This window comes from Embleya sp. NPDC025285 (genome assembly GCF_055558835.1).
Genome location: NZ_JBVHLU010000018.1, coordinates 108,601 through 121,198 on the forward strand (window position 1 = coordinate 108,601; position 12,598 = coordinate 121,198).

General features: G+C 71.1%; 11 protein-coding genes and 1 tRNA gene. 5 read left to right on the forward strand and 7 right to left on the reverse strand.

Annotated elements, in window-relative coordinates; genetic code table 11:
- Together ACZ4FV_RS14875 and ACZ4FV_RS14880 are read right to left on the reverse strand one after the other, a co-directional pair.
- The gene (locus tag ACZ4FV_RS14875; RefSeq protein WP_395863286.1) at window positions 1–1,644 is read right to left on the reverse strand and encodes an amidohydrolase; all 1,644 of its coding nucleotides are present in this window, start codon (window positions 1,642–1,644) and stop codon (window positions 1–3) included.
- 66 nt (window positions 1,645–1,710) lie between these two features.
- Window positions 1,711–3,159: a purine-cytosine permease family protein gene (locus ACZ4FV_RS14880; RefSeq protein WP_395863284.1), complete on the reverse strand. Its 1,449-nt coding sequence runs from the start codon at window positions 3,157–3,159 to the stop codon at window positions 1,711–1,713.
- 199 nt (window positions 3,160–3,358) lie between these two features.
- Here ACZ4FV_RS14880 and ACZ4FV_RS14885 point away from each other — a divergent pair, with 199 nt between their 5' ends.
- The 3 genes from ACZ4FV_RS14885 to ACZ4FV_RS14895 all read left to right on the forward strand — a co-directional run bounded on the left by ACZ4FV_RS14885 (window position 3,359) and on the right by ACZ4FV_RS14895 (window position 4,937).
- Window positions 3,359–3,994, forward strand: coding sequence for a TetR/AcrR family transcriptional regulator (locus tag ACZ4FV_RS14885; RefSeq protein ID WP_465322731.1), 636 nt, complete (start codon window positions 3,359–3,361; stop codon window positions 3,992–3,994).
- A 204-nt stretch (window positions 3,995–4,198) separates the two neighbouring features.
- Window positions 4,199–4,282, forward strand: a tRNA-Leu gene (locus ACZ4FV_RS14890).
- 163 nt (window positions 4,283–4,445) lie between these two features.
- Complete coding sequence (locus tag ACZ4FV_RS14895; protein WP_402234148.1) at window positions 4,446–4,937, forward strand: hypothetical protein; 492 nt, start codon at window positions 4,446–4,448, stop codon at window positions 4,935–4,937.
- 105 nt (window positions 4,938–5,042) lie between these two features.
- Here ACZ4FV_RS14895 and gndA read toward each other — a convergent pair whose 3' ends face one another.
- Complete coding sequence (gndA, locus tag ACZ4FV_RS14900; protein ID WP_395863279.1) at window positions 5,043–6,479, reverse strand: NADP-dependent phosphogluconate dehydrogenase; 1,437 nt, start codon at window positions 6,477–6,479, stop codon at window positions 5,043–5,045.
- A gap of 358 nt (window positions 6,480–6,837) precedes the next feature.
- Between gndA and ACZ4FV_RS14905 the strand changes: the two genes are divergently transcribed.
- Entirely contained in the window at window positions 6,838–7,491 is a 654-nt protein-coding gene (locus ACZ4FV_RS14905) for a hypothetical protein (RefSeq protein ID WP_395863277.1), read from the forward strand.
- A gap of 57 nt (window positions 7,492–7,548) precedes the next feature.
- Here ACZ4FV_RS14905 and ACZ4FV_RS14910 read toward each other — a convergent pair whose 3' ends face one another.
- Window positions 7,549–8,184 (reverse strand): TetR/AcrR family transcriptional regulator, encoded by a 636-nt coding sequence (locus ACZ4FV_RS14910; protein WP_395863275.1) that lies wholly within the window; start codon window positions 8,182–8,184, stop codon window positions 7,549–7,551.
- A 35-nt stretch (window positions 8,185–8,219) separates the two neighbouring features.
- Here ACZ4FV_RS14910 and ACZ4FV_RS14915 point away from each other — a divergent pair, with 35 nt between their 5' ends.
- Complete coding sequence (locus ACZ4FV_RS14915) at window positions 8,220–8,546, forward strand: rhodanese-like domain-containing protein (protein WP_395863273.1); 327 nt, start codon at window positions 8,220–8,222, stop codon at window positions 8,544–8,546.
- A gap of 112 nt (window positions 8,547–8,658) precedes the next feature.
- Here ACZ4FV_RS14915 and ACZ4FV_RS14920 read toward each other — a convergent pair whose 3' ends face one another.
- From ACZ4FV_RS14920 to ACZ4FV_RS14930, 3 genes are all read right to left on the reverse strand, one after another.
- Window positions 8,659–9,120, reverse strand: a complete 462-nt coding sequence (locus ACZ4FV_RS14920; protein ID WP_395863271.1) for a YqhG/Tai3 family protein — start codon at window positions 9,118–9,120, stop codon at window positions 8,659–8,661.
- 204 nt (window positions 9,121–9,324) lie between these two features.
- The gene (locus tag ACZ4FV_RS14925; RefSeq protein ID WP_395863269.1) at window positions 9,325–9,765 is read right to left on the reverse strand and encodes a DUF6325 family protein; all 441 of its coding nucleotides are present in this window, start codon (window positions 9,763–9,765) and stop codon (window positions 9,325–9,327) included.
- A gap of 230 nt (window positions 9,766–9,995) precedes the next feature.
- Complete coding sequence (locus ACZ4FV_RS14930; protein ID WP_465322732.1) at window positions 9,996–12,587, reverse strand: serine/threonine-protein kinase; 2,592 nt, start codon at window positions 12,585–12,587, stop codon at window positions 9,996–9,998.
- Between the last annotated feature and the right edge of the window lie 11 nt (window positions 12,588–12,598).

The following is a 12,598-nucleotide window of genomic DNA, read 5'->3' on the forward strand; positions in this document are numbered from 1 at the left end:
CTATGCGGTGTGCACGACCTCACCGCCGACCGCGACGATCTCGCAGACCGTGCCGGGGATGTCGGCCGGCGCGATGCCCATGATGTCGCGGGAGAGCACGACGAAGTCGGCGAGCTTGCCGACGGTGAGCGAACCGCGCTCATGCTCCAAAAAGTTCGCGTACGCCGAGCCCATCGTGTAGCCGTGCACGGTGGTCTCGATGTCGAGCGTCTCGGTCGGGATCCAGGACGGGCCGCCGGCCAGCGGTGCCCGGGTGAGCGCGGTGTACACGCCGACCATCGGGTCCATCTCGGCCACGTTCCAGTCGCTGGACAGCGCCAGCACGGCGCCCGCGGCATGCAGGCTCCGCATCGGCCACGCCTTGTGCCAGCGCTCCTCGCCGACGTTCTCGGCCCAGTCCTGACCGGGCCCGGCGATCTCCGGCGCGCAGTGCCGCGGCTGCATGCACGCGACCACGCCCAGTTCGGCGAAGCGCGACACGTCCGCCGGGTCCAGGCACTCCACGTGCACGACCTGGTGGCGCGCGTCGCGTGCGCCGTTGACCGTACGGGCGTGCTCGACCGCGTCCAGGACGGTGCGGATGCCCCGGTCGCCGGTGGCGTGCACGAAACACTGGAAGCCCCGGCCGTCCAACTCGGCGAGCAGGCCGGCGAACTCCTCGGCCGGGTAGAACGTCTCGCCCCGGTGGTGCGCGCAGCCGCGGTACGGCTCCAGGAGCGCGGCCGTGCGCGGCTCGACCACGTCGTCGATGTACAGCTTGAGCGGGCCCACCCGCAGCCGGTCGTCGTTGTGCGCCCGGGCCGCCTCGGCGAACTCGTCCAGGTCCGCGGCGGTGGTGCCGCGCGGGTGGAACAGCGCCGCCACGATGCGCGAGCGCAGTCGGCCCTCGTGCCGGGCGCGGGTGTACAGCGCGAGGTCGTCGAGCGAGTTCTGCGGCTCGACCACGGTGGTGATGCCGAACCGGATCGCGTCGTCCAGGCTCTTGGCCAGTCGGCCGTACTGCCGGTCCGCCGAGGCCCACGGCAGGCCCAGCTCGCGCAGTGCCCGGTGCCCCTCGCGGGAAAGCCCGCGGATCGCGAAGTCCTTGACGAAGCCGGTCGGCTCGCCCGTCTCCGGGTCCTTGTCCACCCGACCGAACGGCAGCACGTCGCTGTCCCGGGTGATCCCCAGGCGCTTGATCGCCGCGCTGTTCAGCCACGCGGTGTGCACGTCGTAGCTGAGCACGAACGCGGGCACGTCGCCGGTGACCGGGTCCAGGTCGCTCGCGCGCGGCATCCGCCCGTCGGGGATCGCCGAGTAGTCGAACGCCTCGGCCTCGATCCACTCGGCGTCCGGGTTGGCCGCCAGCCACGCACCGATCCGCTCGTGGATGCCGGCGAGCGTGCGCACGCCGGCCAGTTGCACGCACGCGTCGTCCGAGCCGAGCCGGACGTGGTTGTGCGCGTCGATGAAGCCGGGCAGCACCCGCCGCCCGGCGCCGTCGAGCACGGTGGTGTCCGGGCCGATCCAGGCCGCCGCGTCGGCGTCCGCACCCACCCAGGCGATCCGGCCGGCGCGGACGGCGAGCGCCTCGGCTTCGGGCAGGTCGGGGTCGACGGTGTGGATGCGGGCGTTGCGCAGGACCAGATCGGCGGTGTGGGACACGGTGACTCCAGGGTGGTGCGGAAACGTGGTGCGGGGTGGGTCTTCGGGTGGGCCGCGCGCGGTCGGTCAGCGCTTGGCGAATTGTGGTTCGCGGCGGGCGAGTGCCCAGTACAGGACGCCGGAGACGACCGCGCCGAGCAGCGTGAGGTCGCCGTCGAAGGTCTCGACCAGCGCGCCGGTCCACAGCGCGGACTCGGCGGTCAGGCACGCGAAGACGATGCCGGCGGCGAGCGCGATCATCCCGGCGGGATGGAAGCCCCTGGTGTACCAGTACGCGCCGCCGCGCATGTCGTGCAGTCCGGCGTCGTCGTAGCGACAGCGGCGCATCAGCGTGTCCGCGATGAACACGCCGCCCCACGGCGCGAACACCACCACGAGCACGGACAGGAAGCTGGTCAGGTTGTCGGTGAAGTTGCCGTTGAACAGCGCCCACAACGAGCCGACCAGGATGAACGCGGTGCTGACCAGGATGCCCTTGGCACGCGACCACGGGATGCCGAGCACCTGGAGGTTCAGGCTGGAGGAGTACAGGGTCAGGATCGAGTTGGTGATCGAGCCGCCCACCACGAGCAGCAGGAACAGCGCCTCGAACCAGCCGGGCACCAGACCGGCCACGCCGGCCACCGGGTCGGTCATGTCCGCCTGGGTGGCGGCGGCCACGCCGACCACGCCCAGCAGCACCGAGGAGAGCATGCCGCCGGCCGCGCCCCACAGGGTGATCGAGCGCAGCGAGGTGTCCCGGGGCAGATAGCGGGTGTAGTCCGAGGGCATCGGCAGGTAGGAGATCGGGCCGGCGACCAGGACGAGCACGGCGAGCGAGATCGCGTGGAAGTTGTTCGAGGTCTCCGGCGCGGACCCGGTCTCCAGGCCCGGCACGACGAACAGGATCAGCAGGCCGAAGCCGATGCCCAGGACGTAGGCCAGCCAGCGCTCGGCGGCCTGCACGGTGGCATGGCCCCACATCGCGACGGCGAAGGTGAGCGAGAGGGTGATCGCGAGCGCGACCACCCGGGCGAGGTCGCCGCCGGCCCAGCCGAGCTTGCCGAACAGCCCTTCCAGGGCGAAGGTGCCGACCACGGTGTTGAGGATGGTGTAGCCGATCCCCACGACCCAGTTGAGCAGGCCGGCCGGGAAATTGCCGTGTACGCCGAACGCGGCGCGCGAGATGACCAGGGTCGCGGTGCCGGTGCGGACGCCCGCGAAGCCGAGCGCGCCGACCGCGAAGAAGGCCAGGCCGGTGATCACGACCACGGCGATGGCGGCCCAGAAGGACAGGCCGAACATCACCGCGAGGGTGCCGTTGATGACGAACGTGAAGGACAGGTTCGAGCCGAACCAGAGCCAGAAGACATCCTTGGCACTGCCGTGTCGTTCGGCGTCCGGGATCGGGTCGATCCCGTGTACCTCCACCTGGAAGAGCTCGTCGGAGGCGACCCCCGTACCGAAGCCGGCCGGGGTGGCGCTGGTGGCGGCGCTCGGAGTGTCGCTCGCGGAGTCCGTGTGGGGCAGGGTCACCGGACCTCCTCTTCGTGGTGTGCGGTTCGGCTTCGAGGGCGTGCGCCGGCCGGACCGGAAGCTTGAATGTCATTCAAGAACTTTGAACGCCACTCAAGGTGCGCTGTGGGTCGGCGAGGTGTCAAGAGTTCGTGACGAATCGGACCGGAATTTGACTGTTGTTCAAGATCGACGCCGCCGGCGGGATAGGGTCGAGCCCTTGCGCGAGCGGGTCGGCCGCGCGGTCGAGAGGCGGGTGTCGGTGGTGGCCACGAGGCGGAGCGACGGTCGGATCGCCCAGGACCGGATGCTCGAGGAGGCCATAGCGGCGATTGCCGAGCACGGCCTGGCCAAGCTGACCATGTCCGGCCTCGCGGAGCGCCTGGGCACCAGCGGCGGGCACATCCTGTACTACTTCGGCAGCAAGGATCAGCTGCTGCTGGCCGCGCTGCGCTGGAGCGAGGACCGGTTGGCCGAGGAGCGCGCGCGACTGCTCGCGCGCCGGGTGCCGGCGGACCGCAAGCTCGATCTGTTCCTGGGCCTGTACCTGCCCGCCGGCCCGCGCGATCCGCGCTGGATGTTGTGGGTGGAGCTGTGGGCGCGGACCGCCGGCAACGCGGAACTGCGGGTCGCGCAGGACGAGATCGACCGGGGGTGGCAGGACGACCTGGTCACCGTCCTGGTCCGGGGCGCGGACAAGGGCGTGTTGGTGATCGACGACCCGGTCGCGGAGGCGTCCGAGCTGCTCGCGTTGTTGGAGGGGCTGAGCACGCGGACGGTGCTCCGGTTGGGCGGGACGACTCGGGACGGCGCGTTGGCGATGGCGCGGCGGGCGACCGGGCGGCTTCTTCGCTGAGGGGGCGTCTCGGGGGATCGCTCGGGGGCGGCCGGGGTCGCCTCGGGCTGGGGGCGGGCTGGGGGTCGGCTCGGGCTCTCGGACTCGGGCTCCGGCTCGGCCGGATGGTTGGTCGCGGGGGGATATGTGCCGGCCGCTCGATGCGGCGGGCACTAGCATGAAGCCTGGTCGACCTCGGGGCGTTGTCGCGCAGGTCGGTCGCGCGCGGCCGTGGCGCAATTGGTTGACGCAGCAGGTTTAGGTCCTGCCGTCCGAGAGGATATGAGGGTTCGAGTCCCTTCGGCCGCACAAGTGGTGATTTTCCGGTGATTTTCGGCCGGTCTTGTGCTGGCGACCCCGACCTCGCGCGCGCTAGCTTGCGGCATGTCGTCCCTGGGGAGGCGCCATGCACTGCGAGTACTGTCCGAAGGTTTCCGGCGGCCGGGCGCAGACGCCCCCCGCGGAGATGATCGTGCCGAAGATCGCCGGTGACTGGGTCGGGTGGGCGCGGGTCGCCGAGGCGCGGGTCGTCACCTCCGGGCGGGCGCTGCCGGCCGAGCCCGGCGCGGACTGCGTGATGAGCTTCGGCCGTCGGGTCTTCGAGGGCTCGCCGAAGCGCGGACTGCACGCCGAGATGGATTGCCTCCAGCAGGCCCGAATGCTCGGACTGCCCTTGGAGACGGGCGAGTTCACCGATGTCGCGAGCGGCTGCTGTCTGCTCTGCACGACCGCCCTCGCCGCGGTCGGCGTGCGTCGGGTGCCGGCTGTGGATCCCGATCCGGACGTGTGTGTGAACTGGCACGCTCCGGCGTTTCTGTTCGAGGATCCGTTGCTGTGTGCGGGGTTGATGGGTGACCGGGCGGCGCACCTGTGGCTGCGGCATCTGGCTCCGCCGGTGCGGCGGCAGTTGCGCGGGGTGTTGACCGGTGCGACGACGCGGTTGTTGGCGGGGCGCTGGGAGTGAGGCGGCGCCGGGCGCGCGTGGGTACGGGGCACCGGGAGTAAGGCGGGCTCGGCCGGTCGGCGGGGACGTGTGTCGTCCCCGCCGGGGGCGGCCTTCGGCTTCGGGTCAGACCGTGTGTTCCTTGCGGTCGCCGGACCACTCGGTGTGGAAGGAGCCCTCGCGGTCCACCCGGCGGTAGGTGTGCGCGCCGAAGAAGTCCCGCTGACCCTGGATCAGCGCGGCCGGCAGCCGCGGCGAGCGCAGGCCGTCGTAGTAGGACAGCGCGGCGGCGAAGCCCGGGGTGGGGATGCCCAGTTCGGCGGCGGTGGCCACCACCCGGCGCCACGCGTCCTGGGCACCGGAGATCGCGTTGCGGAAGTATTCGGCGGTCAGCAGGGAGTCGGGCTTTCGGTCCGCCGCGTACGCCTCGCGGATCCGGTTCAGGAAGCGGGCCCGGATGATGCAGCCGCCGCGCCAGATCTCGGCGACCGTACCCGGGTCGATCGACCAGTCGTATTCGGCACTGCCTGCCTGGATCTGGTGGATGCCCTGCGCGTAGGCCACGATCTTGGACGCGTACAGCGCCTGTTCGACGTCGTCGGCGAAGCGGTCGGCGTCGTCCCCGTCGAGCGTGCTCCGGGTCGGTCCGGGCAGCCCCTGCGCCGCCGCGCGCAGGTCGGCGTGGCCGGAGAGCGATCGCGCGAACACCGCCTCGGCGATACCGCTGACCGGAACTCCCAGGTCGAGGGCGGTCTGCACGGTCCAGCGGCCGGTGCCCTTCTGCTCGGCGCGGTCCTGGACCACCTCGACGAACGGCTTGCCGGTGGCCGCGTCGGTGTGCGCGAGCACCTCGGCGGTGATCTCGATCAGATAGGACTCCAGCCGACCGGAGTTCCAGGTCTTGAACACCTCGGCGATCCGGTCGGGTTGCATCCCCAACGCGCGGTTGAGCAGGTCGTACGCCTCGGCGATGAGCTGCATGTCGGCGTACTCGATGCCGTTGTGCACCATCTTGACGAAGTGGCCGGCGCCGTCCGGGCCCATGTGCGCGCAACACGGTACGCCGTCGACCTTCGCGGCGATGTCCTCCAGGATCGGGCCGAGCGCGGCGTACGACTCGGGGGAGCCGCCGGGCATGATGCTCGGGCCGAGCAGGGCGCCTTCCTCGCCGCCGGAGATCCCGGTGCCGACGAAATGAATGCCGCGCTCGCGCAGTGCGGCCTCGCGACGGCGGGTGTCGGCGAAGTGCGCGTTGCCGCCGTCGACGATCATGTCGCCGGGTTCCAGGAGTGCGGCGAACTCGTCGATCACCGCGTCGGTGGGCGCGCCGGCCTTGACCATGATCACCAGCCGCCGGGGCGGCTCGAGTAGTGCGACGAACTCCTCGGCGGTGTCGGCGGGTAGGAAGGTGCCCTCGCCGCCGAACTCCTCGACCAGCGCGTGGGTCTTGGCCGAGGTTCGGTTGTGTACGGCGACGGTGTGCCCGTGTCGGGCGAAGTTGCGGGCCAGGTTGCGGCCCATCACGGCCAGTCCGGTCACGCCGATGCGAGCTCGCTCCGCCATCTTCTTCGTCAACTCCTGCTGTCGGTCCGGACGTCCGTCCGGAGGGAGGGCGGGATCGGGGCGGTCGTCGAGGCCGCGGGCCGATCCGTGATCGGCGCATGCGATCACTGGGACAACATCGTGCGTGTCCGGCGTTAATCCCCCGCGTACAACACGCCGGCCGTTGGTGGGCGGTACGGCAGGTCGGCAGGTCGGTCGGTCGGTCGGTCGGGGATCGCGGATGGGCACGGGCGTCCGGCGGCATCGGTGGACGCCCCGGAATCGGGAAGTCGTGCCGTGCGTGGTCGCCTTCGGCGGCGGTGGTTCGGCCGCGAAATCCGGTTGTCCGGGAGCTGCGGCCACCGGTACCCATGGGGCCATGAAGTCATCGATTCGACGTACCCGGCACGCGCTGCCGCGAGGTGAGGCGGAGCTCTGGGCGCCGGTCTCCGCGCGGTACGGGATACCGCCGTACGGCTGCAAGTATCTGTACACGGCCGGCGTGTTGCGCGAATTCATGGTGTCGGCCGGGTTGTTGGTGGCGCAGGGGCAATACCTCGCCGCGGCGTCGCTGTCCCTCAACGGTGCCGAACTCGTCGGGCGGTGCGTCTCGGAGCGCACCGAGCAGGGCGTCACGCAGCGGTTGCGCAACGGGTTGGGCTATCTGGAGAACCTGGAGCCGGCCGAGGAGGGGCGGTACATCCCCGAGTCCGACGCCCTGGTCAAGCTTCGCGGTTTCACCGCCCATCCCACCCTGGAACCGCCCGCCGGGTCCGAACTCCAGTTCTCCCACGCCACGTTCGAGTACCTCCTCGACCGCCTCGCGCTCGCCGCCGACCGCCTGTGGACGGACGCCGACCCGAGCATCGTCCGCAAGTTCTCCGGCGCGAAGGTCACCCCGATGCGCACGGACGGTGAAAACCTGTACGTCGAAACCCTGCTCGCGCACATCGACGCGGGCCACACGCCGGGTACCCGGATCCCGTACGAGGAGAGTTGGCGGGCACGCTCCGTGCCGGCGGTCGCCCGCTGAGGTCCCATCCTTCGGGCCCGATGCGCGAAGCGCCGGGGTGCGCGCGCCGGGGATCCGTCAGGCGCGGCCGGGGTGCACCTCGGCCAGGGCCGACCGGAGTACACCCGCGCGGATCCGTTCCGGACCCAGTTCCGGAAGCAGCGCGGTGACGTGTTCGGCAGCCAGCGGGGCCAGCAGGGCGTGCGCGGTGTAGTCCGGGTCGGGGGTTGCCGAGCCCAGCAGGATCGCCGCGTGGCGGTGCCAGAAGCGGTAGGCGCCGATGCGGTAGCGGGCGCCGGGGGACGAGGTCTCCGACACGCGAATCAGGTCCAGGTGTTCCAGTAGGTAGTCGAGGTAGGCGTCGAGGAACGCGGTGAGGCGTTCCTCCGCCGGTGCTCCCGGGCCCAGGGGTGGTGGGCCGTGCAGGACCGCCTCTTGCAGGGCGCGCTCTCGGGCGTCGAGGAGCGCTGTGGCCAAGCCGGACTTGTCGCCGAAGCGGCGGAAGAGCGTGCCCTTGCCGACGCCGGCCGCTGCCGCGATCTGGTCCATCGACACGGCCGCGACGCCCTGTTCGGCGAACAGCCCGGCCGCGGCCTCCAGGATGGCGGCTCGATTGCGAGCCGCGTCGGCGCGCTCCTTGGGGGGCGGGGTGCGGAGCAGATCCAGAGGGATTGCAGAAGCGGACTGCGGTCCGTTAATGTCGTCGTGAGCCACAACCGGACTATAGTCCGATTCTCTGGAGGTATGCCATGACCGCACTGATCACCCGGGACGAGCTGCGCGCCGAGATCGCCGCCGGGAGCGTGACCGTCGTCGACGCGCTCGGCGGCGAGTACTGGGCCAAGCAGCACCTGCCGGGCGCACTCGCCCTGGTCCGGGACCAGGTCGACACGCTGGCCCCGACCCTGCTTCCCGACCGCGACGCCGCGATCGTCACGTACTGCTCCAATCCCGCCTGCCCGAACAGCGGCCAGGTCGCCGACCGACTCACCCACCTCGGCTACACCAACGTCCGCAAGTACGCCGAGGGCATCGAGGACTGGACCAACGCCGGCCTCCCCACCGAATCCGCCTGATCCACGACCGCACGACGAGGGCGCCTTCGCCGCGGCGAAGGCGCCCTCGTGACGGTGTGTCGGATCGGTGACCCGCCGGGTGCGCGGTGGGCCTCAGGGCTGTTGGGGCGTGCTACCGGGGGGCGTCGGTCAGGTCGGTGATTCGGCCGCCGGACAGGGGGACCCGGTACCAGACGTCGATGGTGGAGTCGCCGAAGTGTTCGGTGACGACCACCGACGCGCTGCCCGCGCCGCTGCCCTCGTAGCGCACGTCGCGGCTCTGCGGTGTGTTCTGGGCGCGGAAGACCGGGTCGGCCATGTGCTGTTCGGCCCACGCGTCCAGGCGCGCGTTGAGTTCCGGGGTGAGGAACTCGTTCCGGACCTCGGTCGGGTTCATGTCCGGGTTGGTGCCGTTGACGGCGGACAGGTACTGGTCGTAGAAGGCGGTCACCTTCTCCACGACGCCGATCCTGCGGATCTGCTGCTCGCCGGGCGGTGAGCCGTCGGCGGCGAGGGCCGGAGCGGCGGCGCCGGCGGTGACGAGGAGTCCGGCGGCCAGGGTGATGGCGGCCGTACGGCGAATCCTGGTGGTCATGTCGACCTCCGCTTGCTGGGGGGTTGTGCCCTTGCACCGGTGGAGACGCCCAACCGGTAGGGCGGGTTGCCGGACTTTGCCCGGCTTTACCCTTTGGAAATCAAGTCGTTCCTTCGCGGCCGGGACCGGCCGACGCAGGCCGACGGCAGTCGGCGGGGGCGGACGCCGCCGGCACCGGCCGAAGCCACCCGCCCCCATTCGCCCTCAACTGCCGTCCGACGTACCCGCGAGCGCCTCTTCCGCGTCGTCCAGGACGGACTGCGGCAACCGGGTGTACGAGAGCAACCGACCGCCCGAGTCGCGGATTCGACCGGCTACCTCGCGGGCCCAGATGTTCTCCACGAACAGCACCACCACCAGCGAATCCGGCGGCATGACCTGCCCGATCTGCTCGGCGTCCTCGGCCCCGGCCAGGCCCAGCATCTCGCGCGCGGCCAACTCCGCCGCCATGTCGCGCAGCCCCTCGAACTCGCTCACCTCGTGGCTGGTCACCTCACCCGAGATGTCCTTGACCACGATCAGCGCGTCGATCAACCGCACGTCGCCGCGCTCCTCGACCGCCTCGAACGCGTCCAGTACGGACGAGGTCAGCCGCTGGCCCGGAAAGCCCAACACGATGGCGTCGACGGGTCCCAACTCGACCATGCTTCCTCGTCTCGGGGAGTAGGTGCTCTGCGGCGTACGCGTCCGAGGGAGCAGGTGTCTCGCGGAGCACGTGCGTCGGTGGAAACGGGCACATGCCCGCAACCTCGTTCCCGTTCCCGCTGCGCGCGCTTTCATGTGTCACGGATGGAGCGGTCCGTCCCTCGCCCGGCGCTCCGTCCCCGGGTCACGGTGGGGGCCGTCGCTCGGTGACTCGACCCGCCGACCCCGGCTCATGCCTCGTACGCGACCACCGATGCCGCCGGCCTCGCGGAGTTCGAGGACTGCCACTGGCCGAGATAGGCGTTGCCCTTCGCCAACACCACCCGCGACGAGACGGGCGCCGGCAACACGACCTTCCAGGCCGGTTCGCCGGTCTTCACCCGCAGCGCGAACAACTGCGCGACATCGTCCCCCGTCGCGTCCGCCGCCGTGGCGTCCATCGAGACGTACACCTTGCCGTTCTCCACGACCGGTGTCCCCAGTACGCCGAAGGACGGCAACTCGCGCGACCACACCACCACGCCGGTCCTCGCGTTCAGCGCGTAGACCTTGCTCCTGGTCACCGACGTGGGCGGCTCGCCCGTGGGCGACGCGCTCGCGGTGCTGCTCGGCTTCACCCCCGCCTGGACCTTGGAGGGGTGGTTCGTCACATAGACGACGTCCCCCACCCGGGTGATCTCGCCGACGTTGCGTGCCTCCATCTCGTACTTCCACATCTCGGCGCCGGTCACCGGATCCACCGCCACCACGCCCGACTTGGCCGTGTCGTCGGCGCCGTCGTAGGCGAGGTACGCGATGTCGCCGGCGAGGGTGAAACCGCGGCTCTGCCCGCCCTTGACCGAGATCGGACCCCAGGCCGGCGCGCCGGTGGCCGCGTACCGGGCGTAGCGCTGCCAGGTGTAGACACCGCCGCTGCTTCCGGAGGTCACCACAGTCAGTACCCGCTCGCCGGCCACCACCACGTCGCGGCCCCAGGGACAGTCCTTGAACGGGATCTCCCACTTCGGGTTCCCGTTGCGTTCGTAGGCGCGGATCACCGACGGGTACGAGGAGTACCTCGGCTGGGCGAACACGTACACCATGCTCCCGGTGAACACCGGCGTCGACGGCATTCCGGCGTCGCCGGTCATCTCCGCCCTCCACACCTCCTTGTTCCTGGTCACGTCGATCGCGACGATCCGGCCGGCATCGGGTGAGGTCGAGTTCTCCTCGGAGACGCCCAGGTACAGCACGTCGCCGTCCAGGGCCGCCGGCAGGTTGACCCAGCGAGCGGCGTACTCCTGGCTCCAGCGCTGTTCGCCGTCGCCCAGGGCGAAGGCGTGCACCGTGCAGATCGAGGGCTGGGTCTTCTCCGCCGACGCCGAACCGTCGACCGTCCAGGAGACGACGAACACGTGGTCCTTCGCGGTCAGCGGCGCGGACACCGAGCTGCCCGCGGTGGCCTTGCGCCAGACCTGCTTGCCGGACTCCGCGTCGATCGCGGTGATCTGGCCCTTGGCGCCGCCCACACCGTCCGCGACGTGGTAGACGAGATCGCCCTGCACCTTCAGCGACGAGGCGGCGGCGGCGCCGGCCGCGTACTGCCACACCTGCTTGCCCGGATCGGCCTCGTCGCCCATCAGCAGCCACCCGGCGCCACCGCCCATCGCGGCCACCGCGAGCGCACCGCCGCCGAACAGGAAGGCGCGACGGGCCAACGCCCTTTTCTCGGGCGGGGGTTCCGGCATGCCGACGGTCGGTGGCAGGCTCGGTTGCGGTGGCGGCCTCTTCCGGCCGGCGGGCGGCGCGGACTCCGCGGCCCGGGTCTGCCCGGCGCTCGCGCCGTTCTCCACCCCGACGCCCAGCGCCCGGGTCGGCGGCTCCGTGACCTCGCCCGTCGGCTCGACCGGCGAGAGCGCCGACCCCGACGCCGGTGCCGGTGCCGGTGCCGCCGGGTCTCCCAGGTGCCGCCGCTCCAGTTCGGCCGCGAGCGCAACCGGCAGCCACGACGTCGTGGCCGGCGGCTCGTCGTCGCCCATGAAGCGATTCAGCACGGCGGTCGGCGTGGGTCGCCGGTCCGGGTCCTTGTCCAGGCACTCGGCGAGCAAGTCCCGTACGCCGTCCGGCACTTCCGCCAGTGTCGGTTCGTCGCGCAGCACCCGCATCATCATCTGCAACTGCGGCACCGGCGCGTCCTGGTGGAACGGACCCTGCCCGGTGGCCGCGAACACCAGCACCGAGCCGAGCGAGAAAACGTCGCTCGCCGGTCCCAGTGCTCGACCACCCGCCTGCTCCGGCGACATGAACGCCGGCGACCCCACCACCCGTCCGGTCCCGGTCAGACCTTGGCCGCCTTCGTCCACCGCGCGCGAGATGCCGAAGTCGATCACCCGCAGCCGATCGCGGCCCAGTACGACGTTGGACGGCTTGAGGTCGCGATGGATCAGGCCCGCGCGGTGGATCGCCATCAGCGCCTCGGCCAACTGGGCACCCAGGATGCGCAGCGCGCCCTCGGGCAGTGGGCCGTACCGGTTGATCGCCTCGGACAGCGACAGCCCGGTCAGGAACTCGGTTGCCAGCCACGGGGGTTGCGCGTCCGGGTCGGCCTCGGCGATCGGCGCGGTCCACGCGCTGTCCACCCGCCGGGCGAGGTCGATCTCACGTCGGAACCGGTCCCGGAATCCGTGGTCGGTCGCGAACTCGGGACGGACGGTCTTGACCGCGACCCGCACTCCGCTCGGAGACGTGCCGAGGAACACCTCGCCCATCCCGCCCTCGCCCAACCGGCCGCGCAGCCGATACGGCCCGAGCCGTATCGGATCCCCGTCGCGCAGTTCTTCCATGTCTACCGTTC

What these genes read in the sequence shown, in the direction of transcription:
- ACZ4FV_RS14920 (WP_395863271.1), bottom strand. Translation starts at nt 9,120, where the DNA reads ATGACCACCAGGATTCGCCGTACGGCCGCCATCACCCTGGCCGCCGGA.
- ACZ4FV_RS14925 (WP_395863269.1), bottom strand. Translation starts at nt 9,765, where the DNA reads ATGGTCGAGTTGGGACCCGTCGACGCCATCGTGTTGGGCTTTCCGGGC.
- ACZ4FV_RS14905 (WP_395863277.1), top strand. Translation starts at nt 6,838, where the DNA reads ATGAAGTCATCGATTCGACGTACCCGGCACGCGCTGCCGCGAGGTGAG.
- ACZ4FV_RS14930 (WP_465322732.1), bottom strand. Translation starts at nt 12,587, where the DNA reads ATGGAAGAACTGCGCGACGGGGATCCGATACGGCTCGGGCCGTATCGG.
- gndA (WP_395863279.1), bottom strand. Translation starts at nt 6,479, where the DNA reads ATGGCGGAGCGAGCTCGCATCGGCGTGACCGGACTGGCCGTGATGGGC.
- ACZ4FV_RS14915 (WP_395863273.1), top strand. Translation starts at nt 8,220, where the DNA reads ATGACCGCACTGATCACCCGGGACGAGCTGCGCGCCGAGATCGCCGCC.